The organism is Flavobacterium lindanitolerans (genome assembly GCF_002846575.1).
GTDB lineage: Bacteria > Bacteroidota > Bacteroidia > Flavobacteriales > Flavobacteriaceae > Flavobacterium > Flavobacterium lindanitolerans.
The window spans coordinates 824,347-846,903 of sequence record NZ_PJND01000007.1 but is presented as its reverse complement, the minus strand read 5'-3'; the positions used below and the strand labels follow the sequence as shown (position 1 = coordinate 846,903).

The window sequence follows — 22,557 nt, the reverse complement described above, 5'->3', positions numbered from 1 at the left end:
ACTATATCAGAAAGGAATGGTTATCCTAATTTTTTACCGGATAGGCCCAGATTTTTTGCCATGTCCATCAGGTTAGAGAAAAGTCCTTTCTCTCCTTCGTCATTGCTTCGTTTTTGCAGTTCGACCAGCAATCCGGCTACCGTAAGATTCTTGATGTCTTCGGACGTTATGCCATATTTATCCGCAAAACCTTTTATTCTTTCCAACAGATTTTCTCCACCTTCACTATCATTACCTAATATGGCTTCTTTAATTTCAGTAATGTTTTCACTTCCATTTACAAGTCTGTCGAAACCTTTAGCTTTGGTAATCTGACCCACAATCTGGTCAAAGAACATGGTTTCACCACCCACAATATCAATCTTAGCCGACCTAAGCGCTTCTGCCAATACATTTGCCTGAGCATCTGCAATATCTTTCTGTATATGGATATGGGCAAGGTCAACCTGCAGTTCCTTATTAAGGCGAAGTTTGAACTCTTCGTGGTCCTTACCAACACCGTCAAGTTTTTTCATAGCCTCGGCTTTTTCCTCGATACCGCTAGCTTCAGCAAGTGCTTTTTCTTTGATAACCTCAGCCTCAGACACACCCAATTGTTTTTCGGCTTCGGCTTTAGCTTTAATACCTGCAGCTTCAGCCAATGCCTTCTTCTCAATAACCACAGCATCTACAATACCCTGTCTTTCGTTTGCATCTGCTTTAGCATGCATTACCTGAGCTTCAGACAATCCTAATGTAGCATCTTCTTTAGCTTTTGCTTCTGCTAAGATTTTTCTGGCCTCCGCTTCTTTTTCGCTGGCAGCCATTCTTGCAGCCGCTTCAATGTTTATTTCTTCTGCTTTTTGTTTTGCAGCTTCTTTTTCAGCCTCAGCAGCTTTCAGTCTTTTGATGTAAAGTTCTTCACTCTCTTTTTCAGCAAGAGTAACTGCTACTTTTTTCTGTCTGTCAGCTTCTTTGAAAGCTTCAATATCTTTCATATTTTCCTGTTCCTGAACTACTCCTTTTTCAAGTACTACTCTGTCGCGAATAACGTTCTGAATGTTTTTACGTTCCACTTCGACCGCCTTTTCTTTTTCAATTTGAGCCAGTGTAACGATACGTTCTCTTTCCGTTTGCTCAAGAGCACGGTCTTTCTCTACTCTTTCAGTTTCGACAGCTTCTGTACGCTGTTTGTTTTTAGCCGCAACAATAATAAGCCTGTCCTTATTTTCTTCAGCAACCATTACTTTTTCTGTAGTGTTTATACGGGCTGTTTCTGCCTTAAGCCTTTCTTCTTCAGACACTTTTACAATCTCGGCTTCTTCACGAGCCTTGATATTGGCAATTTCTCTTTTTTGCTGTTCTTCCTTTTCAGCTAACTGACGGTCTAACGCCAATATGGCTTCTTTGGCTTCAACATCCTGCTTGCGGATGGTTTTTTCCTCATCCCTGCGTATCAGGTTCGCTTTAATGTTTTGTGCAGCAGTAAGTTCCGTAATTTTTTTAATACCTTCAGAATCAAGAATATTATCGGCCTTCAGTTGCGAAAGCGGCGTTTGCTCCAAATCGTCGATGGCGCAATCATCCAGTACATAACCGTTTAGGTCTGTACCAATAATCGCAATGATTTCTTCCCTGAATTCACTTCTGGCTTCGTACAGTTCTACAAAATCGAATTTTTTACCAACCGTTTTTAAGGCTTCTGAAAATTTGGCATCAAAAAGATTTCTCAATACGTCAATTTCCGAAGCACGCTCACAACCAATCGTTTGAGCGACGTTAATAATATCTGCTGTAGATTTATTGATTTTTATGAAAAAGGTTACCTTAATGTCTGCCCTTATATTGTCTTTACAGATAAGTCCGTTAACACCTGTTCTTTCTACGTCAAGTTTTTTAACCGAGATATCCATTATCTCCATTTTATGCAACACAGGCACTACAAGTCCTGCATTATAGAAAACTTTTGTACCACCTGCACCGGTGCGTACAATTACTTTTCCCTGGATAATTTTTTTGTACATTGAAATGACCCATACCAGCAGCCCTATAACTACTATTATTATGGCAATCATTGTGATGAGTAACGAGTTTCCTAGCATTGTATTAGTGTTTTATAATTTTGGTGTTTATTTTTATATTAAAAAGTCAATAAAGTTAATTACGAGATAAACCAGGCTGGCAATAAGACGTATTATTAAAACAATCATGGTTAGTATAGTATTGGTTAATAGTCAAATTTTTCAATGAGATAATATTTTTTATCGTTGCTTTCACCCACAATAACAGCCTGGTCGCCAGCTACTAATTTCTCATCAGTATTACTTCTGGCATAAAGCTTCATTGGGTCACCATTTACTATGAGTTCTATCTGCCCTGTTTTTTGTTCTGTAACTGCAGAAGTCACACTACATCTTCTTCCCAAAAAATCTATTTCGGGTTCTCCTTTGTGATTCAATTGCTTGTAGACATAGCCAAGTGGCTTGCTAAAAATCTTTACTACAAAAAGACTCAGAATGAAGTTGGGTATAAGCAATAAGAAACCAATCAGCGTACTTTCTATACCCAGATAATAAGTTACATTCACTCCTACCAGCCACATACTAAAGAAAATAATAGTAAGGATAAACATGAGAGGAAGCTCATCGAAGTTAAAATACTCCAGTACCTTCATAAAACCGTTTCCTTCATGAGCGTGTTCACTACCTGAAACATCATGGTCAAAATTGCTCTCTATGTCTGCGGAGTCAAAATCAATACTGAACAAATCAGGATCAATACCGGCTATGATAACAAGCAGCCAATACACGACCATGATAATAGACATGATACTAAAAAAAGCATTGACCGGCGAAAAAGAAATTTCTATAAGCTCCTTCATTTATTTATTTTTTAGTCTTTAGGATCACTTATACCAAGTTGTTCCTTCAGTTTTTCCAACTCATTATGGGCTTTTGACTTTTTAACATCCACCACCCTGTTGATTTCTTCATCAATAGATTTTGAAGAATTGGCAATTTCACCATAAGCTTCTGCCAATGCCTCCTCCTGATGCACTTTTTCTTTCATCCTTTCCAACAACGCTATCGTTCCGTTGCTGTCTATTTTTGCCATTTGCTTGTTAAGGCTCTTGGTTGCATCAGCCACCTTCACGCGGGAACGCAATATTTTAAGTTCATTCTCCCATTTACTGATGTTTTGCTTGATGGTCTGAACGTTTGCCTCCATTTGCAATACATTCTGGTCAAATTTTTCCTTATCGGCAATAGCCTGATTTTTCAAACCAACGGCTTCCTCTTTTTTCACGAGTGCTTCTGTCGCCAACCTATCAGCTTCGCCTGGTTCAATCCCTCCGGTCTGTGCCTTTTTTAAGATAAGCATCGCTTTTTCATTGTAGTCTTCTGCTTTATCTTCATACTCATCCACTTCTTTTTTGGCACGGATACTCATCGCCTTTACCTGAGCCAGGGCTTCAAGTGCCTTGTCAAGATCCTCTTTCATATCTCTTATTCCCTGCTCTGTCATTTTTATAGGGTCTTCCATATTGTCAATAGCATGGTGCACTTCAGCCTGCCCTATTTTTAAAAGTCGTCTAAGAAATTTCATGTCTCTATCTTTTTGAAAAGTTAATAATCTGCTCCGAATATTCGCTAAGCAACAGGCTCAACGAATTTAAAGTAGCACCAAATTCATTTAAATCTAAATTTTCCAATTGCAGCGAATCTCTGAAAATAACTTTCTGACCTGTATGATCCAAAACAAATGCACCGTGAATAATATCCCTGTTTTTCTGTAACAGGGCCTTATAAACTAAAGGCGAATCTGTTTTGATTTCGAACAGAAACTGCTCAAATATCACTATAGGATAGGCTACACAAATAATAAGATTTACAACACCTTCCTGCTCGCTACTTACAATGAAAATACTATCTGCGCTATTCTCATATTTTATTTCAAGCTCGAGTTCAGTCAAGTACCCTTTTATTACATTAAAATAATCTTTCATTTTACAGGTTTAATTTTATAAAACTCGTTTTTTTTTATTTGATTGCCAAGCAAAAAAACTATTTTGTTCAGAAAATCTTTATTGTTAAATGCAATTATTATGCTCATTTAATTTGCTAAATATACTATATTTGCTAAAAGTATTAGCGCAAATATAAAACAACAATTTTAATTTGCAAATAATTTTAGCAATTTTTAGCAGATATGTTTGGGAAAAATATAAAAAAGATAAGAAGCGTGCATGGCCTCAGTCAATTACAGTTTGCTGAAATGTTTGATTTAAAGAGGGCCACGCTTGGTGCTTATGAAGAAGGCAGAAGTAACCCTAAAATGGATACTGTGATAAAAATTGCTAATCATTTTAGCATTGATATTGAAGATTTGCTCACAAAAGAACTTACAGTAAACCGTCTGCTAAAATTCAACGAAACTATTACCACAAGTCCGGCCGTACCTAAAAAAGTAAAAACAGAAGGGATACCTTGCGTGATGGAAGGAATGAAATCAGATTATTTATTAGCTCTGACGAATAGGAAAGAAATCAACCTCCCTCAACTAACAATTCCAACAGTAAGCCCTGAAAACAAAACCGCTTTTGTATTAACGGATAATTCCATGGCCGGCATATCGGGCCTGTTTCTTCCAAAAGATATTATTGTTGGCGAGAAGATAACCATCCAGCAGCCTTTAGCTGACGGCAGCCTTGTTGTTGTGGCCACAAAAGAATACATCCTTTTTAGAAAAATCTATTTCAGTAACGGCAGGATAATTTTAAAAGCCAATAATTCAGAATTTAAGGATATTGAAGTAAGCACAGAAGATGTTCTCTTAACCTGGAAGGTTTTACACATTTTTCAGCATACCCTGCCGCAAGAAAATACTTTGGAACAGCGCGTTGCAATTTTAGAAAGCGCTCTGGCATTATTAAACAAAAACAATTAAGCCTTCAAAATTCAAATGGCTATCGGGAAGCCTCAAACCTGATAGTAACGCTCAATATTCTATTAGCAGGGATTTAGCGGCTCTGCGTCTTTGTGTGAAATAGTTCGCAAAGCCACAAAGCAAAAAAAGACATAAACTTATTCGGGTTTGTTTTTGGGTATAAGGTATCAGATAATCAATAAAATTTATTCAAAAAAAATCCGAAGAATTCTCTTCGGATTAGTTTATTATACAAATTGATAGCCTCCAAAAACTTCCTGGATTTCATCCAATGTTTTGAAAAGACCATCAGCATCATCTGTTGTTACTAGCCTTTGCTTATATTCTTTAAATCCGGCTATGCCTTTGAAATAATTAGTATAGTGTCTTCTCATTTCAACAATACCGACACGCTCGCCTTTCCAGTCCATGGACCAGGTCAGGTGATTTCTTGCCGCTTCAACCCTATCTTCCATTGTAGGCTGTGGTAATTTTTCACCCGTTTTAAAGTAATGTTTGATTTCGTTAAAAATCCAAGGGTATCCAATCGCAGCCCGGCCTATCATCATACCATCCAATCCAAACCTATTCTTATATTCCAAAGCTTTTTCCGGAGAATCGATATCTCCATTCCCAAAAATGGGCATCGTAATTCTTGGATTGTTTTTGATTCGCTCAATATGTGTCCAGTCGGAATGCCCTTTATACATCTGGGCTCTTGTTCGGGCATGAACTGTCAGGGCCTGTACTCCAACATCCTGTAATCTTTCTGCAACCTCGTCAATATTGATTGAATTTTCATCCCAACCTAACCTTGTTTTTACCGTTACGGGAAGACTGGTGCTTTTAATCACGGCCTTTGTCAGGCGCACCATCAAATCTACATCTTTCAACACTCCGGCACCGGCTCCTTTACATACCACTTTTTTGACAGGACATCCAAAATTAATATCAACCAAATCCGGACGGACAGTTTCTACTATTTTTGCAGAAAGTGCCATTGCTTCCTCATCACCTCCAAAAATCTGAATGCCTACCGGTCTTTCGTAATCAAAAATATCCAGTTTTTGACGGCTTTTGATAGCATCACGAATCAAACCTTCTGACGAAATAAATTCACTGTACATCAGGTCTGCTCCATGCAGCTTACACAAACGGCGAAACGGAGGGTCGCTCACGTCTTCCATAGGTGCCAACAACAGAGGAAAATCAGGTAATTCTATTTTGCCAATCTTGACCATCTTCTTCATTTTGCGGCAAAATTACAAAATTTTGATTAATAAAACTTTAAAGCCTTATTCTTCAACAGCAGAACAGTCCTAAACAGAGAGAAAAAAATTCTGGAAATTGAATGCTCCGGAGCGTTCTTTCCAATTGATTTTCAGGACTTCCATAAAGATTTTTTTCATATCCGAAAACTCAATCGGTTTGTTGACATAGAGATTGGCTCCATTCCGATAGGTCACTTCTTTATCTTTTTCTGAAGAAGAGGTAGAATAGATAACAATGGGAAGGTTTTTATACTCTTCTTTTTTTCGGATTTCAATAAGGCAATCCAGTCCTGAGAGTATGGGCATGTTAAGGTCTAAAAACAGGATGTCGGGAATGACATTTTTATCTTTACCACCGAGATAATCCAGCATTTCTTTTCCTTTGGCAAAAGAAAGCACTGACTTTATTTCACTGAAATCATCGGCTACTTCTTTAAAAAGCAGGTGCTCTTCCTGGTCATCGTCCAAAAGGGCAATGGCTAAATTTTGTTTTTTCATAGTAGGTATTATGTTGGGACATAATGTTTGGGTCTTGTAAAATTAGGAAAAAACTTGATTCCCATCCTATTTAAAACAAAAAAAGACCGCACTTTACAGTACGGCCCCTGTTTTTATTGTTTTCATGACTTATAAAGCAATGAAGCCAGCCTCGCGTCTCTGTTGTAAACATCATCAAAAAAACCAATCATGCCATTTTCATCTGCGAATGCGGTAAAATAAGCAATATAAACCGGAATTTTTTTCTTGAGCGTATAACTGTTTTCTTTTCCGGCATGCATTGCCTTATCTATTTTTTGGGGTGTCCAGTTTTTATCATCTTCCAAAATGGCCACCGCCAAATCTCTCGCTTTTTGCACGCGAACACATCCATGGCTAAATGCCCTGTTTTCTTTATTAAAAAGGCTTTTGGCCGGACTGTCATGGAGGTAGATGTTATTGGAATTAGGAAACATGAATTTCACGAGTCCGAGTGAGTTTTTATTACCCGGTTTCTGGCGAACTCTTCCATTGTTCCATTCCATATTATGGTTTGCCAAATAATTTTTGTCTTTTGCCATTCCAGGCTTTATCTCTTTTTCGATAATGCTTTTCGGGATATTCCAGTAGGGGCTAAAAACGAGATAGCTCATCTGCCCGCTAAAGACAATAGTCTTATTCATTTCTTTTCCTACTACCACATTAGATTCCAATCTCATTTTATTGTCTTTAAAATACCTCATCCTATACGAAGGAATATTAACCGCAATATATTCACCTCCTTTCGTTAGGTCTGTAGAAATCCAGCGGCAACGCTCCATATTCACTACAATTGCCTTAATTCTTTCCTGTACGGGAACATTCAGGTGCTTTATCAAATCCGGCGTAATCAGGTTGTCCATTTCACGGGAATTTCTTTTTTTGTAGCTCATCAAAGCCTGCAATAGTTCATCGTCGTATTGGCTATTTCCGGAATCCTTACTCAAATCGCCCGAAATAAAAAGTCTTTTTCTGACTTCCGCAATTGTTTTGGAGCTGTCTCCGGGTTTAAGCGACTTGACACCCGCTTCCATTTCAATTGTACCCCAACCGCCTTTTTCTTCTATTTCAGTATATTTTTGCAATCCTTTTTTCAAATCATAATACAATGGCAGCAACTCGGAATCGTGTTTTTTCAGAAGATTCGGGTCTTTCATTAATGTATCCAGATAGGTAACATAAGAAACTTTTTCACGAGGCAAATACCAGCCGGTTTCTTTACTCTCTTTAGGATCTAATCCCTCCAGCACATTCTTGGCATAGAAAAAATACATTGATGAAATAAGCAGTTCCGAAGTCAAATCCGGCCCGCCTTTTTCTTTTGCCTCATAAAATATGTCATTGATTTGTTGCTTATAAGGCAGTTGACTCTGAACTCCTTCTGACTTAATCTGATTGACCTTGTCATACAGCGCTTCTGCAAATTCAATCAGTCCGCCACGGTCATACCAAATGTAATGGTAATCATGTTTCTTATACAGTTCCTTAATTTCCGGCTGAAAAGCTTTAAAATCAGGATATTTCGTAAAGAAACCTGCAATTTGGGTACTATCAAAAGGAATTACGTTTTCTTCTTCATGCACATCAACTCCTGAAAGGTCTTTATCTTTCTTCTTGCAGGATGCAACCAAAATAATAGATATGCAACAGAGTAACAGTATTGGAATTATCTTTTTCATAGGGCTATTCTTTTTACTAAATATAGAAAATTTATTTTTCGGATTAAAATTTTTCCATAAGAATTTTCCTTTTAACGCAGATTTAAGAGTCTTGATTTTCTTCTAAAACAGCACCCAATTTTTCCCTAAAAATCCGCTTTTAACTTAAAAACTAAAAAACTATATTTGCCGATTAATTCCTTATCTTTAAGGAAATAAAAGCGGAGAACGAAGGAAAATCCTGCCTTAAAGCCGGGATGGAGGTTATTACCTCAATAAAATTGATATAAAAAGAAGATGAAACATATTAGGAATTTTTGCATTATTGCACATATTGACCACGGGAAAAGCACACTTGCCGACCGTTTGCTAAGCGCAACAAGAACGGTATCTGCCCGCGAGGAGAAAGCCCAGTTGCTTGACAATATGGATCTTGAACGCGAACGAGGCATTACGATAAAAAGCCACGCTATCCAGATGGAATACCACTATAAAGGTGAGGATTATATCCTGAACCTTATTGATACTCCGGGACACGTGGACTTTTCATATGAAGTTTCCCGTTCGATTGCGGCTTGTGAAGGTGCGCTTTTGATTGTTGACGCAGCACAAAGCATACAGGCACAGACCATTTCAAATCTTTACCTGGCTTTAGAAAACGATTTGGAAATTATTCCTGTATTGAACAAAGTTGACCTTCCAAGTGCCAATCCTGAAGAAGTAAGCGATGATATTGTGGACCTGTTAGGATGCAAACTGGAAGAAATCATACATGCTTCAGGAAAAACCGGATTTGGTGTGGAAAATATTCTGGCTGCAATTATTGAAAGAGTTCCCCCTCCTAAAGGAGACCCAGAAGAGCCATTGCAGGCATTGATTTTTGATTCTGTCTACAATCCTTTCCGAGGTATTGAGGTAATCTTTAGAATTATTAACGGACAAATTAAAAAAGGCCAGAAAATTAAATTCATGGCTACCGGAAATGAATATTTTGCTGACGAAATTGGTACGTTGAAATTAAATCAGGTTCCAAAACCTATGATTTCCGCAGGTGATGTTGGTTATCTGATTTCCGGAATCAAAGAAGCAAAAGAAGTAAAAGTAGGTGATACATTGACCGATGCAAAAACACCTACCACCAATATGATTACAGGATTTGAAGACGTGAAACCGATGGTTTTCGCCGGAATTTATCCTGTTGACACGGAAGATTATGAAGATTTGAGGGCTTCAATGGAAAAATTGCAGCTGAATGATGCTTCCCTAGTCTTTACTCCTGAAAGTTCTGCCGCATTAGGATTTGGTTTCCGTTGCGGATTCCTGGGAATGTTGCACATGGAAATCATACAGGAGCGATTGGAACGCGAATTCAACATGACCGTAATCACCACCGTTCCTAACGTTTCTTATCTGGCTTATACCAAAAAGGAACCGGAAAAAGGCATTGTGGTTAACAACCCTTCAGACCTTCCGGAACCATCCAAACTGGACCGTGTTGAAGAACCATATATCAAAGCAACCATCATTACCAAATCAGACTTTGTTGGAAACGTAATGTCGCTGTGTATCGAAAAGCGTGGTGTGATTACGAACCAGACTTACCTGACTACAGACCGTGTTGAACTTTCATTCGACATGCCTCTGGCTGAAATTGTATTTGATTTTTATGACCGTTTGAAAACAATCTCAAAAGGATATGCATCCTTTGATTATTCGCCAATAGGAATGAGAACTTCGAAACTGGTCAAGCTGGACGTTTTATTGAATGCACAAGGCGTAGATGCCCTTTCTGCCTTAATCCACGAGGACAACGCCTACAATATTGGTAAAAAAATGACCGAAAAGTTACGTGAGTTGATTCCAAGACAACAATTTGACATTCCAATCCAGGCAGCAATTGGGGCTAAAATTATTGCACGTGAAACTATCAAAGCGTTAAGAAAAGACGTTACTGCAAAATGTTATGGTGGAGATATTTCCCGTAAGCGAAAACTGTTGGAAAAACAGAAAAAAGGTAAAAAACGTATGAGACAGGTAGGAAACGTTGAAATTCCGCAGGAAGCTTTTATGGCGGTTTTGAAACTGAACGACTAGTTTTAAAAATAAAGAAAAACCTCGATAACGAAAGTTGTCGGGGTTTTTTGTTTTAATGTATCTTTGGTTAATAGTTTTTCAATTATGATGGATGAGTCTCCAAAAAGATTTGACAGGATTGTAGCAATCCTAATCCAATTACAGTCCAAAAAAATTATCCGGGCTCAGGAACTTGCAGACCGTTTTGAAGTGAGCCTGCGCACCATCTATAGAGACATCCGTACTCTTGAGGCTTCCGGCGTGCCTATTTATAGCGAAGCCGGTGTTGGCTATTCCTTACTCGACGGCTATCGCCTGCCTCCCGTTATGTTTACCCGCGAAGAAGCCAGCAGCTTTATTGCGGCTGAAAAACTGATGGAAAAATTTACAGACAAGGAACTCCACAACCATTATACATCGGCAGCTTTTAAACTGAAAGCCGTATTGAAAAGTTCGGATAAGGATTGGATTTCAACAATTGAATCCAGTGTATTAATGCAGCCTGCCCGAAAGTTGTTTAATGAAAAAGCACCCAATGCGCTGGCATTGCTTTTTAAAAGTATTGCTGAAAAAACGCAGGTTGTTTTGACCTATCTGGCCATAGAAGCGGAAGTCCCTACCGAAAGGCTTATTGAGCCCGTTGGGGTTTTTCACGAAAATGAAAACTGGTACACCTTAGGATTTTGCCATTTGCGGAATGATTACAGGCAGTTCAGGGCTGACCGGATTCATCAAATCAAACCAACAGACAAACCTTTCTCTCTGGAACATCCGGATTTGGAAACTTATTTGCAGGATGACATGCAAAAATACAGCACCACTAAAGTCCGTATTGTAGTGCCGAAAAAAATCTCGAAGTATATCGCTATGCAGAAAAAACATTACGGATTTGTTTCTCAAAAAGAAATAAATGACGGCAATGTTGAGATGACTTTTATGTCGCGTGATATTGAAGAAGGATTTTCCCGCTGGTATATGTCGTATGGAGATTATGCCACTATTTTGGAACCTGAAAGATTAAAAGAACGGGTTTCGGAATTGCTTTCCAAAACCCGTTCAAGGCTTTAAATTAGTTGATTATCAGAAGCCAACTTCAATAAGTTTATATTTTTCCTTGTTTTGCTACTTAGCGCCTTTGCGAGCCACTATTTCACGCAAGGCCTCAGAGTCGCAAAGTTCATGTTGAACATTCCCTATCTGGTGTAAACTTCCCGACAACCATTTAAATTATCTTTCCCAGAAGAATGGCGGTTCAATGTTCAAGGCTCTCAGGTAAACATAACCTTGGCCTCTGTGGTGGATTTCGTTATCAATAAAATAAAGAATATTGTCAATAATCGGGAATTCATACTGCCCGAAAAGATTGAATTTCTGGTTAAAGTCTGCCACATCCAATAAATTCCAGTTTTTATTGATTTCTTCTGTAGCTTCATCCCATTTGCGAAGATAATCTGCCTTGGTGGTTCCATTATCCATGTTTTCTACATAAGGCTTTTCGTCGCGTTCAACTATTCCTTTCAAAGCAGGCGATGCGATTGCCAGAAGTTCAGACGTCAGTTGGGCAAAGGTTCTCATCCCTCCAATTGAAAATTCGAAAAATTCTTTTTCAGGAAAAGCTTCGATGACACGACGGGTCAATGCGCGGTGTCCTTGCCAGTGTCTTAATAAATTGTCTTTGCTGATAATCTGTGGTGCTTGAGCTGTTGCATTCATAATTTTTTTGTTTTTTATTGTTCTACATGTCAAAGGTAAATGGGGTTGGTGACAACAGTTTGTCAGCAGTATTTTTTAATTTTTTATTTTTTTTCCGGGCATAAAAAAACCTGCAGTCAAAATGAGCTGCAGGTCTTATTTTATCAGGAAATATACTCTTTAGTTCTTTCTCCTGTTGTCGTTTGAATTGGTATCGATAAGCTTGTTGTATGGGTCAATTCCAACCTCAACAGGTTTTTCATCAACTATTATTACAAACTTATTGTCAATTTGGGTAATCTTATGTTTTTTGAGATAGAGTTCTTTTTCTTTGACTTTACCTTTTACGGTTTGTTCACCAAATACACCCACCTCTACATAATCATTTAAAGAATACGATTCTATTGCATGTTTATCGCCTTTACCTTTATACGTAAGTGTTTTGCCACTTTCATCTTTAAAAGAACGTTTTCCTTTTTCATCCGAACGGTATTTGCTTACCAGCGCGTCAATCGTTACTTCATATTTGCCATTTGGCAGTTTTTTAGAAGAGAAATTCTTGATGCGGTTATCATAGAGCGTAATCGTTTCGAACATATCCTTAATCATGTATTTCAAGGAATCCGGAGTTGCCTCATTCAGATAGGAAACAAATTCTATCGAATTGGTATATGGCGCTTCCTGATAAGCCACTTTATCACGGTATTTTTTCAAGGCATTGTTCATGTTCTTTTCACCTATGTAGTCGCTTAGGGCATATAAAACCAAAGAACCTTTGTTGTAGTGGATATATTGCTGATTTTCATTGTACATCAACGGCTGTTCTTTTTTGCTCTCAAAAGTTCTTCCCATCAAATAACTGTCCAATGCATCCTTAAGGAACATCCTCATCTGTGATTTCCCATATTCATGCTCCAATACTTTCAGGGAACTGTATTCTGATAAACTTTCAGACATTAGTGTTGCGCCCTGTACATTTGCCCCAATAACCTGGTGTGCCCACCATTGGTGCGCCATTTCATGCGAAGTAATTGAAAACGGATAATCAACCGCATTTTCATCTTCATCTTTAACATGGGCTATAAAACCAACTGCTTCAGAATACGGGATTGTATTGGCAAAAGACTGCGCAAAACCACCACCTGTTCTTGGAAACTCAATAATTCGTGCCTGTTTATGCTGATACGGACCAAAGTTTTCAGTATAATATTCCAATGATTTTTTAATTCCTTTTATCATTCGGTCTATATTATATTCGTGACCTTTTTGATAATAGATTTCAATGTTGACATCTTTCCACTTGTCTTTTTTCACTTCATACCGCGCTGATTGGTAGGCATAGAAATTCAACATTTTTTGGTCCATCTTATAATGGAAATAGTTCCTGCCGTTTTCTTTCCATTGTTTTTCCAAATAACCTGGCGCAATGGCAATCTGGTCATCTGAAGTACTAACAGTAGTTTCAAAATTAACCCAGTCAGCATCATTAGAAATGTAAGTGTTCTGCCTTGCTATACTGTCTGTTGGCTTAGCCATTCTTTCTTTGGGTTTCAGACCATATTTTGCTCTTGTTTCATCATCCCAAAGCTCTCCACTTTCCGAATATCCGATAGACGGGAAATAGCTGTTATTGATGAACGTACCATTTTCTAAAACCGGAGAATGGCTCGTAATAAAAGTATTAGGCTTGTTGTACACCTCAAATTCCAATTTTATGGAATCACCAGGTGCCAAAGGTGTTTTCAACCTGTAGATGTTAAAATGAAAAAGCGTATCTTTTGAAACCAATTCTGTTTCCCTATTGAACTTGAACTTGCTTTCAAATCCGTTATAATTCAGGAATATTGAGTCAATGGTTTCTTTTGATTTGTTCTTCATGAAATAGTAGCCTTTTGCCTTAAAATCCCTGCTTTTTGGATAAATATCCATATTCACATTGATATCCGTAATTCTTGGCTGTGCATAATGCTCGTATTTCTTATATTTCTTTTCCCATTCTACTGCCTGTTTTTCATTTTCTTTTTGAGAATAATATGGATTTCTGACATTGTCTTCATAATAAATAGCACTTCCTATAGTCAGGAAACCTACCAATGCTACTATCATTGGGATTGCCAATTTTGGAGAAAAGCGTTTTCTGGCATTGGCAAATCTTTCTTTGATTGACATCGGGATGCCACGCTTCCAAAACAACAGTGCAATACAAAACAAGACTATCCCCAATAGGTTCCAATACAACTTATACAGATAATAGCTGTTTAGTGAATGCCCGTATCCGTTCATATCAGAATAAGCATATCCTGTATCAGAATTAAATCTGAAAATATCCTGTTCAATTCCTATTTGTGATAAAAACTGTATTCCTATAGAAAGCAGCATCAGGATAAAAAAGCCTAACAGATAGTTTTTGAAAATCGTCTGTATGAATACGGCCATAAAAGCCCAGGCCATAAAATGGAATATTTTTATGCCATATAATTCAAACAGATAATGCCCGATTTCAAAATTATAATAACCATGATACGACTGGATCAGCACACCGGCAACCAAAATCAGGATTAGAAGTGCAACCTGCATTTTTACTATGGCTAAGAATTTCGAGAACAACAATACCCAGTTCGGGATTGGCGTTACATCTATCAAATGGCTCATTCTTGTTGTATCTGCCCTATGAATCAGTATTCCTGCAAACAAGAATGTCAGTACGTTAATAAAAAGCGAAAAAGAGCCTCCTGAAATCTCCAACATTTGCCAGGTCACCGGATATGTGTCGGTTCCAAAAATGCTACCCGTAGAAATAGAAACCAGCAATAGGAAAAGAAGTCCTACAATAGAAATAACAATAAAGGCCCAGTTTTTCAGAATAAATTTAAAGTCTACATTTGAAAGGCTCCATGCTGTTTTTAAATTCTGCCAGTTCGAAAAATCAAATTTCACGACCGGAAGTTCGATTCTTGTTATTCCTCCGAAATTATTCTTGACAGCTCTTTCGCCCTTCTTGCTTTTTCCAATGGTCAGCGCTGTTTGGCTAAAGGAGAAATAATAATAAAGCAGTCCTAAAATAACGAGAGAAATTCCCATCCAGATAAGCCTGTTATAGATAATCACGCCTTCAAACGGCAACAGGTTTTCATTTTGCTCGGCAATCGTCCAGTATTTAGTATAATAGCTTGCCGCTTCCATTCCGAAAGGCTCCCATAAAGCCACCACATATCTATTATCGATATCCTGCGTAAAGCTAGAAAGCACTACCTGCAATAACAACACCAGAATAACCCCGATAAATCCAACAGAAATGTTTCTTGAAATCGTAACTAATGCAAAAATAAGAACACCGAAAAAGAACAGGTTCGGGATGACATAAATCAGATAAATCTGTGCATAGGCCACCGGATTAAAAGGAAGCAACAAGTCATGATTTACCCACGGCAGTACTGATGCCGCAACAATACCCAGAATAATAGTCAGGGTGATGAGGATAACAACAAACAGGGAACTTAAAAATTTTCCGGCAATATAATCCAGTTTCGTAAACGGATAGGAAAACAATATCGTATGCATATTGAATCTGAAATCTCTATATACAGACGACCCAACGATGATAGGCAACAGGAAATAAATAAGGACATTCATTCCGTTGATAAAACCATTTAACGCTGTAGGCGAATTGGCATAAGCATTAGAGCTTCTTGCCGCAGTCAAATCATCAAAAACACCAAAGTTCGCAGCTGCAAAAAGGAAAGACATTCCAAAAAACAGCGCCGCGAATATATAAAACGAAGGGTTCCTGAACCATCGTTTTAGTTCAAAGTTAAATATCGTTGAAAACATATTATTGGTCTGATTTAAGTGCTACAAAATATACGTCTTCCAATTGCGGAGCGGCTTCGACAAATGTTTCGTCCGGCTTTTCGTTGCTATACACTTTAATGTTCAGGGTATTATCCTGGTTGTATTTTGAAGAAATTACGTTAAAATCACGTTCATAAACATCCAGGTCTTCACGAACAATTACTTTTGTCCAGATTTGACCTTTCAATCTTTCTTCGGCCTGCTCCGGAGTGCCCTGTGCAAGGATTTTCCCTCCGTTCAAAATAGCCATTTCGTGGCATAATTCTTTTACGTCGTCTACAATGTGTGTAGAAAAAATAACCGTATGGTTGGTTCCTATTTCTCTCAAAACATTCAGGAATCGGTGGCGTTCTGCCGGGTCCAAACCGGCCGTTGGCTCATCAACAATAATCAATTTAGGATTATTCAATAATAATTGCGCAATCCCGAAACGCTGTTTCATACCGCCGGAATAGCCACTTACTGATTTATTTCTTTGTTCATAAAGATTGGTTACTTCCAAAACCTTTTTCACCAATTCTTTTCTTTCTGATTTTGAAGAAATTCCTTTTAGTCTCGCAAAATAATCCAAAAGTTTTTCTGCGGACATATTTGGATAAACGCCAAATTCCTGAGGCAGATAGCCTAAAATTTTCCTTAAAGCAATATTATCTTCCAGCACATTAATGCCATCAAATTCGATAGTACCTGAATCTGGTTTTTGTAAAGTAGCAATGGTTCTCATTAAAGAAGATTTTCCTGCACCGTTTGGCCCTAAAAGACCAAACATTCCGGAACCTATCTCCAGATTTAAGCTATCTAAAGCCTTAACGCCATTTTTATACGTTTTACTTAAGTTGTTAATTTTAAGCTTCATAATTTGTAAATATTTTGGTTGATTATAATGGATTAGTGGAAAAACCCTCTTTTTTGTTACACATTTTTATAGTCTATTTTTAAAAATAAGCGTTTTTAACAAATAAACTTTACGATTTACTGACAATTCCAAAGTTCGTACCTTTGCATTTCATATTACAGAACGAAAATGATTGAAGATAAAAACCAGCAACGCACAAACCTGTCCGAATTAGGAGAATTCGGGCTTATAAAACACCTGACAAAAAATTTTGAAATCAACCAACCTTCCACTTTCAAAGGAATTGGAGATGATGCGGCAGTTTTGGATTTCAAAGATAAAAAGGCGGTCATTTCAACCGATTTGCTTATTGAAGGCGTACATTTTGATTTGGCATATATGCCCTTAAAACATTTGGGATATAAATCTGTCGTGGTAAATTTATCTGACATTTATGCCATGAATGCCAAACCTACTCAAATTACGGTTTCGGTAGCTGTTTCAAACCGTTTTCCCTTAGAAGCCTTAGAGGAATTGTTTGACGGAATAACCCTGGCGGCAAAAGAGTATACTATTGATGTGATTGGCGGAGATACGACTTCGTCTCAAAAAGGTCTGATCATCAGCATTACTGCAATAGGTGAAGCTGAGGAATCTGAATTGGTGTACCGAAATGGGGCCAAATCCAATGACCTTCTTGTCGTTACAGGCGATATTGGTTCCGCTTATATGGGATTACAGGTTTTGGAAAGAGAAAAACAGGTTTTTCAGGTAAACCCGAACAACCAACCCGACCTGGACGCCTATACTTATATTATAGAACGACAGCTAAAACCGGAAGCTAGAAAAGACATCCGGACTTTGTTGCATGCTTTAGAAGTAAAACCAACTTCAATGATTGATATTTCTGACGGATTGTCTTCGGAAATTATCCATATCTGCAAGCAATCTGAAGTTGGATGCAACTTATATGAAGATAAACTGCCACTTGACCCGCAGTTAATCAATGTTTGTGAAGAGTTCAACATTGACAGTACTACAGTTGCCATCAATGGTGGCGAGGACTACGAACTTCTGTTTACGATTTCTATGGACGATTATGATAAAATTAAAGGAAATCCAAATTTTACCGTTATAGGGCATATGACTCCGGAAAGTGAAGGCATACATCTGGTGACGAGAGCCAATACAAAAATTCCATTAAAAGCTCGTGGTTGGAATGCCCTGAACGGCTAATCCTAAAAAAAGGCATAAAAAAAAGCGATGGTTGGGGATCATCGCTTTTTTTATTTTTCCAATTGGATAAGCAGTAGTGTTTTGTAGGTTTAAGCCAATTTGGGGGCTAACAAAAGGGTGGTATTACTTGGTTTTACTGCTTAAACGTTCTTGGGTTTTACTTTTAATCTCTTCAATGAAAAAACTTATACTTTATTACGTTGTAAAACTACATTAGTAATTCATTAGTTGTTTACGGTTTTCCCGCATTTGTTTTACGGTTTTCCCGTAAAACTAAAAAACTATAATTCAACGCGTTAATCTATTTTTCTATCATTCAGCAAAAAATATTCATTGTTTTTCACTACTGTTATTTTTGGCTGTTTTGACGAATCTTTACTTTCACGCTTGGCTACATTCTGCCTGGAATTCTTTTTAACATTTGTTTCGCTTTTGCAGCAAAGCAAAGCTGTTAAGGTGGCTATTATGATTATGCTCTTTATTTTCATTTAATTCTATCTGATTTATCAATGCTAAGTTATTCAACAGACACTTAGAGTGTTTGCGGTTTTCCCGCATTTGTTTTGCGGTTTAGCCGTATTCAAAAAATCTAAGAGCATAAAAAAAGCGGCACTTTGGGGAGTTACCGCATTTTTATTTTTTTGGAATCGCAAGCAGCCGATTGATTTTTGTAGGTTAAGTCAATTTTGGGGGCTGACAAAAGGGTAATATCATTAAATTTTTTTGCTACTTACTTGCTTCCTGCTCTTTAAAAAAGACGTTTTTGATTACAGTGTAAAACTAGCCATTACAGCATCTAGTTGTTTGCGGTTTTCCCGCATTTGTTTTACGGTTTTCCCGTAATCCTTTTGTTAGCCCAATAAAAAAGCTGCCTTGCGGGCAGCTTTTTTTGAAGAAACGAAATAAAAAAGGTACCCCCTAATTTATTCTAACTCAAAATTACATTGCTAAATTACAGCTATTTACTACAGGCTGTTTGCGGTTTTCCCGCATTTATTTTACGGTTTAACCGCATCTGTTTAGATGAATCCTCTGAGTCTGGCTTCATTGATAAGGTCTTCATCATTTCCGCCTTTAATTTTGAACAAATCTTTCAGGTTTAATTTTCTTTTTTCTACAGCACTCAAAGACAGCGGTGTATGTAAAGGAATATTCTTAGTCTTTACTCCTCTTGATAAATGATAAAGTATCTGGCGATCGTACTCGTCAATCAGATTACTGTCGCTGGATTGCTGGCTTACAAACTTAACGACCGTCTGGCTGTAATAGTTTTCATTTTTCAGTATCTTATCAAAAGCTATGAGCAACTCATCAAAAGTCAGGTCATTTTTGATGATAAGACCATTAGGGTTGATGGTCTTTATGATGTTGTTTATCTTTAACGACTCGGTGTGCATTGTCAGCAATATTACACGACAGGACGGCAAAACTGTTTTCATCAACTTGGCAAGGTCCTCACCCGAAAGTATATTCTTTTCCTGATAGGGAGGCATACTGATATCGAAAAACGCCACATCATACGGAACTATTGCCGGGTTGGTCAGGATTTCATATGCCGACTTACAGTCGTTTGCCTGTGTGATATTGAACTCAAATTCTGCCGGGTGGTAGCCGGCAATGGTATTCTTATACGCCTCAATAATAAACGGGTGATCGTCAACAATCAGAATGTTTAGTTTTTTTGCCATGGTGTTATGTGTGTTATTTTTGATTGGTTTCCAATGGAAATGCAACCGTTATAGTGGTTCCTTTACCTATTTTTGACTTGATATCAAAAGTAGCTTCACAGGCTTTTGCCCTTGAGAGCATGTTCTGAAGGCCAATACCTTTACTTTTTTTGCTTACTGAGAATCCTACTCCATCATCTGTCACAGTTAGCCTTAATGTTTTTTCCTGTTTTATGATTTCAATCCTGATATTTTCTGCCTGGGCATATTTATTGATATTTAGCAAGGCTTCCTGAAGGATTCGATATAAATTAATCTTAATGTAGTTTTCAATTTTTTCCCATTCAATTTCCATATCCACCACAAAAGAAACTTTCGCCTGTGAAACCGTTTCCTGCTGTTCAATCAGATTATTTACGATTCCTATAAAATTATTGTTTAGGGCGTGCTTTTCCCGGTTAAGATCGTGTGAGATTTCACGAATGTCCTGCTCTATATTTTTAAGCTCAACCAGATAATTATTTCTACTAACAATAGCCTCCTCATCCTGTCTTTTATTCAAACTGTCCAGATTTAATCGAGCTCCAAATAATCTTCCTAAGATTCCGTCATGAAGTTCCTGTGCAATTCTAATCTTTTCATTAGTTCTTCCTTCTTCTATTTTATTTTGCTGATAAAGCATCAGGTTGTAAATATCTTCATTGGCCTTTTGCTGCGCCTGTTTTAACATCAGCTCCTTGGTTTTGGATCGTTGGTTTTTGATTACAAAAAGAAGAATCCCAATCATTACAACCAGTCCAAAGAAGAAAAGTATATTTCTGTTTTGTTCGGCTAATTTATCTTTTTGCTGAATGATTTCATCAGTTTCAAATTGAATTCGAGCAAATTTATCTCTAGCTTTTCGTTCTGCATTTTGGAGGCTGTCATTGATTTTTATATATTCTTCAGAATAAACAGAAGCTTTTTTAGGATCTACAGCCCCAAGTTGTTTTAGTGAGGCCAAAACAGCTCTTTGATCTTTTCTTTTTCTTGAAAGCAAAAGAGCCTCCTTAACAAACCTTTGCGCTTGGATAGTGTCTTTTGTCTCTGCATAAAATTCCGACAAATGAATTTTTGAATAAATTATACCAATATATGAATTTAAGCTATCTTTAATTTTCAACGATTTGTAAAAAAGGCCTGGTAACTCCGAATAATCGCTAAGTTTGAATTTTGAATAAGCTAAATTGTCTAGTAAAACGGCATACAAATTCGGCTTTTCTTTGATCATATTTTTGTCTCTTAGCGCAGCTTTGAATTTATCAATTGCTAAACTATATTTATTTTGTCTTTGATAAACATTCCCTATATTATTTAATGAGCTTGCTCTCTGATAGGGAGTTTGTAAATTGTATTCATCTATCAGATTTAAAGCTTTTGTATGATATTCATGTGCTTTTTCATAATCTTTTAATTCATTTGAAATTATTCCAAGAAGATTGTACACCTCATAAGTTTTATTTTTATCTTGTGTATCCCTCAAAACGTTCAAGGCTTTTATAGCTGACAGCTCGCTTCCTAAAAAATCATTCTCATATCCCTGAACGGTGGCTATATTAATGTATACAGTGGCGAGATTATCTTTATCATTTAGCTTTAAATAAATTTTTTCTGCTTTCGTTAAATAGGAGTACGCACTATCTTTTCTACTTGTATTTGTATAATAATCTCCTAAATAATAATATGCCTTACCTATACTTAAAGTATCATTTTGACTTTTTGATTTTTCCAGTAGAATAGTCGATACTTTTCGATATTCTTCCATGTTATTCATGTTATAATATCTATTTGCAACCTTAAAAAGATTTACTCTATTTAAAGAATCATTCTCGCCATTAATTAAAATCGCAAAAGCTTTTTTGTTATATGACAATCTATCTTCATAAGGAATAGTGTCTTCATTTGCAAGAGTTAAATAAGTAGCAAGAGTGTCGGAAATGCTTTTTTCAGAAAATTTTTCTTTTTTCTTTGAGCACCCAAGAAGTAACAGACCAATGACGAAAAAGAGGAGGTAGTATTTTTTCAATAGTCTAAAAGTTTGTTCCCAAAAATAGTAAATCTATTGACACAAAAATAAAGCCTTTGATAAATTAGCAATACATGAAGTTTCAAACTCTAGTAAATGGCTTTTTAATACTGACTAACAAAGCTAGGAATATTCAAGAATTATAAGCTTTCTTCAAAATAATATTGAAAAAACAATCCATTATGGGCATAAAAAAAGGCCGACAATTAATTGTCGGCCTTTTAAGTTTTGTATTTCTAAATTTATTAGATATCTGATTTCTTTCTAGCTTCGCTATTAAAAGACAAATTATTTGAATAATCTGATGTTGAATCTGTAATTTTTGTCTTGTTTGTCTTAACATCTCCAAAGTCAAGTCTTTTATTTCCACTTCCTATAGTAGTGTTACCATTCCCCATCTGTCCTTGCCCTCCAGTGTCTCCAGTTTCAGCAATCATACTTTGAGTCTTAGTTTCAGTTGTAGTAAAAGAAGTCAATACAACTAAAGAGAATAATCCGAATGTTAAAATAGCTTTTTTCATGATGTTTTTCATTTGTGGTTTAATGAATTATGTGTAAGATTTGTTCTTGAAATTAGGGTTTGTGATGTTTGATTTTCACGATGTAAAAGTACTGTGCAACTGAGAGTTATCATAGTATTTACGGGTCTGTATTGCGGAATGGTGCTGTTTGTTAGTGAATGATACTATTTTGATAGTAGATGGATGGTTTTTGGAAGTTTTTTGATCTTTGTAGCAAAAAGACAAGAAAAACAGACCTAATTCCCTGAAGATATTGGGAATGAGGA

General features: G+C 37.0%; 18 protein-coding genes. 4 read left to right on the top strand and 14 right to left on the bottom strand.

Annotated features, from left to right (window positions below; translation table 11 throughout):
* Positions 1 to 20: 20 nt before the first annotated feature.
* From B0G92_RS03740 to B0G92_RS03725, 4 genes are all read right to left on the bottom strand, one after another.
* Positions 21 to 2,054, bottom strand: a complete 2,034-nt coding sequence (locus tag B0G92_RS03740; RefSeq protein WP_369814299.1) for a flotillin family protein — start codon at positions 2,052 to 2,054, stop codon at positions 21 to 23.
* A gap of 152 nt (positions 2,055 to 2,206) precedes the next feature.
* A complete protein-coding gene (locus B0G92_RS03735; RefSeq protein ID WP_101471141.1) occupies positions 2,207 to 2,860 on the bottom strand; it encodes an OB-fold-containig protein in 654 nt (217 codons plus the stop codon).
* 11 nt (positions 2,861 to 2,871) lie between these two features.
* Positions 2,872 to 3,585 carry a PspA/IM30 family protein gene (locus tag B0G92_RS03730; protein WP_101471140.1) on the bottom strand — a complete coding sequence of 238 codons (714 nt, stop codon included), beginning with the start codon at positions 3,583 to 3,585 and terminating at the stop codon, positions 2,872 to 2,874.
* Positions 3,586 to 3,589: 4 nt separating this feature from the next.
* A complete protein-coding gene (locus B0G92_RS03725) occupies positions 3,590 to 3,985 on the bottom strand; it encodes a YbjN domain-containing protein (protein ID WP_056067676.1) in 396 nt (131 codons plus the stop codon).
* Positions 3,986 to 4,254: 269 nt separating this feature from the next.
* Between B0G92_RS03725 and B0G92_RS03720 the strand changes: the two genes are divergently transcribed.
* Positions 4,255 to 4,926 carry a S24 family peptidase gene (locus B0G92_RS03720; RefSeq protein WP_245867686.1) on the top strand — a complete coding sequence of 224 codons (672 nt, stop codon included), beginning with the start codon at positions 4,255 to 4,257 and terminating at the stop codon, positions 4,924 to 4,926.
* Positions 4,927 to 5,153: 227 nt separating this feature from the next.
* Here the strand turns inward: B0G92_RS03720 and dusB are convergent, their stop codons facing one another.
* The 3 genes from dusB to B0G92_RS03705 all read right to left on the bottom strand — a co-directional run bounded on the left by dusB (position 5,154) and on the right by B0G92_RS03705 (position 8,371).
* Entirely contained in the window at positions 5,154 to 6,146 is a 993-nt protein-coding gene (gene dusB, locus B0G92_RS03715) for a tRNA dihydrouridine synthase DusB (protein WP_056067673.1), read from the bottom strand.
* A gap of 78 nt (positions 6,147 to 6,224) precedes the next feature.
* Entirely contained in the window at positions 6,225 to 6,674 is a 450-nt protein-coding gene (locus B0G92_RS03710) for a response regulator (protein ID WP_056067671.1), read from the bottom strand.
* Between the two features lie 122 nt (positions 6,675 to 6,796).
* Entirely contained in the window at positions 6,797 to 8,371 is a 1,575-nt protein-coding gene (locus B0G92_RS03705; RefSeq protein ID WP_101471138.1) for a L,D-transpeptidase family protein, read from the bottom strand.
* Positions 8,372 to 8,647: 276 nt separating this feature from the next.
* Between B0G92_RS03705 and lepA the strand changes: the two genes are divergently transcribed.
* Together lepA and B0G92_RS03695 are read left to right on the top strand one after the other, a co-directional pair.
* Positions 8,648 to 10,444, top strand: a complete 1,797-nt coding sequence (gene lepA / locus B0G92_RS03700) for a translation elongation factor 4 (protein WP_056067666.1) — start codon at positions 8,648 to 8,650, stop codon at positions 10,442 to 10,444.
* 84 nt (positions 10,445 to 10,528) lie between these two features.
* Positions 10,529 to 11,491, top strand: a complete 963-nt coding sequence (locus B0G92_RS03695; RefSeq protein ID WP_056067664.1) for a helix-turn-helix transcriptional regulator — start codon at positions 10,529 to 10,531, stop codon at positions 11,489 to 11,491.
* Between the two features lie 159 nt (positions 11,492 to 11,650).
* On the opposite strand, the gene B0G92_RS03690 is transcribed toward B0G92_RS03695, so the two are convergent.
* The 3 genes from B0G92_RS03690 to B0G92_RS03680 all read right to left on the bottom strand — a co-directional run bounded on the left by B0G92_RS03690 (position 11,651) and on the right by B0G92_RS03680 (position 16,823).
* The gene (locus B0G92_RS03690) at positions 11,651 to 12,136 is read right to left on the bottom strand and encodes a DinB family protein (RefSeq protein WP_056067662.1); all 486 of its coding nucleotides are present in this window, start codon (positions 12,134 to 12,136) and stop codon (positions 11,651 to 11,653) included.
* A gap of 159 nt (positions 12,137 to 12,295) precedes the next feature.
* Positions 12,296 to 15,946 (bottom strand): ABC transporter permease/M1 family aminopeptidase, encoded by a 3,651-nt coding sequence (locus B0G92_RS03685; protein WP_101471137.1) that lies wholly within the window; start codon positions 15,944 to 15,946, stop codon positions 12,296 to 12,298.
* Between the two features lies 1 nt (position 15,947).
* Positions 15,948 to 16,823: an ABC transporter ATP-binding protein gene (locus B0G92_RS03680; RefSeq protein ID WP_056067658.1), complete on the bottom strand. Its 876-nt coding sequence runs from the start codon at positions 16,821 to 16,823 to the stop codon at positions 15,948 to 15,950.
* A 168-nt stretch (positions 16,824 to 16,991) separates the two neighbouring features.
* On the opposite strand from B0G92_RS03680, the gene thiL reads away from it, so the two are divergent.
* The gene (thiL, locus tag B0G92_RS03675) at positions 16,992 to 18,038 is read left to right on the top strand and encodes a thiamine-phosphate kinase (RefSeq protein WP_101471136.1); all 1,047 of its coding nucleotides are present in this window, start codon (positions 16,992 to 16,994) and stop codon (positions 18,036 to 18,038) included.
* Between the two features lie 296 nt (positions 18,039 to 18,334).
* Here thiL and B0G92_RS03670 read toward each other — a convergent pair whose 3' ends face one another.
* The 4 genes from B0G92_RS03670 to B0G92_RS03655 form a co-directional block, all read right to left on the bottom strand.
* The gene (locus tag B0G92_RS03670; RefSeq protein WP_101471135.1) at positions 18,335 to 18,526 is read right to left on the bottom strand and encodes a hypothetical protein; all 192 of its coding nucleotides are present in this window, start codon (positions 18,524 to 18,526) and stop codon (positions 18,335 to 18,337) included.
* 531 nt (positions 18,527 to 19,057) lie between these two features.
* A complete protein-coding gene (locus B0G92_RS03665; protein ID WP_056067651.1) occupies positions 19,058 to 19,726 on the bottom strand; it encodes a response regulator in 669 nt (222 codons plus the stop codon).
* 13 nt (positions 19,727 to 19,739) lie between these two features.
* On the bottom strand, positions 19,740 to 21,770 hold the full coding sequence (locus B0G92_RS03660; RefSeq protein WP_245867684.1) for a tetratricopeptide repeat-containing sensor histidine kinase: 2,031 nt from the start codon (positions 21,768 to 21,770) through the stop codon (positions 19,740 to 19,742).
* A gap of 245 nt (positions 21,771 to 22,015) precedes the next feature.
* The gene (locus B0G92_RS03655) at positions 22,016 to 22,291 is read right to left on the bottom strand and encodes a hypothetical protein (protein WP_143394989.1); all 276 of its coding nucleotides are present in this window, start codon (positions 22,289 to 22,291) and stop codon (positions 22,016 to 22,018) included.
* Between the last annotated feature and the right edge of the window lie 266 nt (positions 22,292 to 22,557).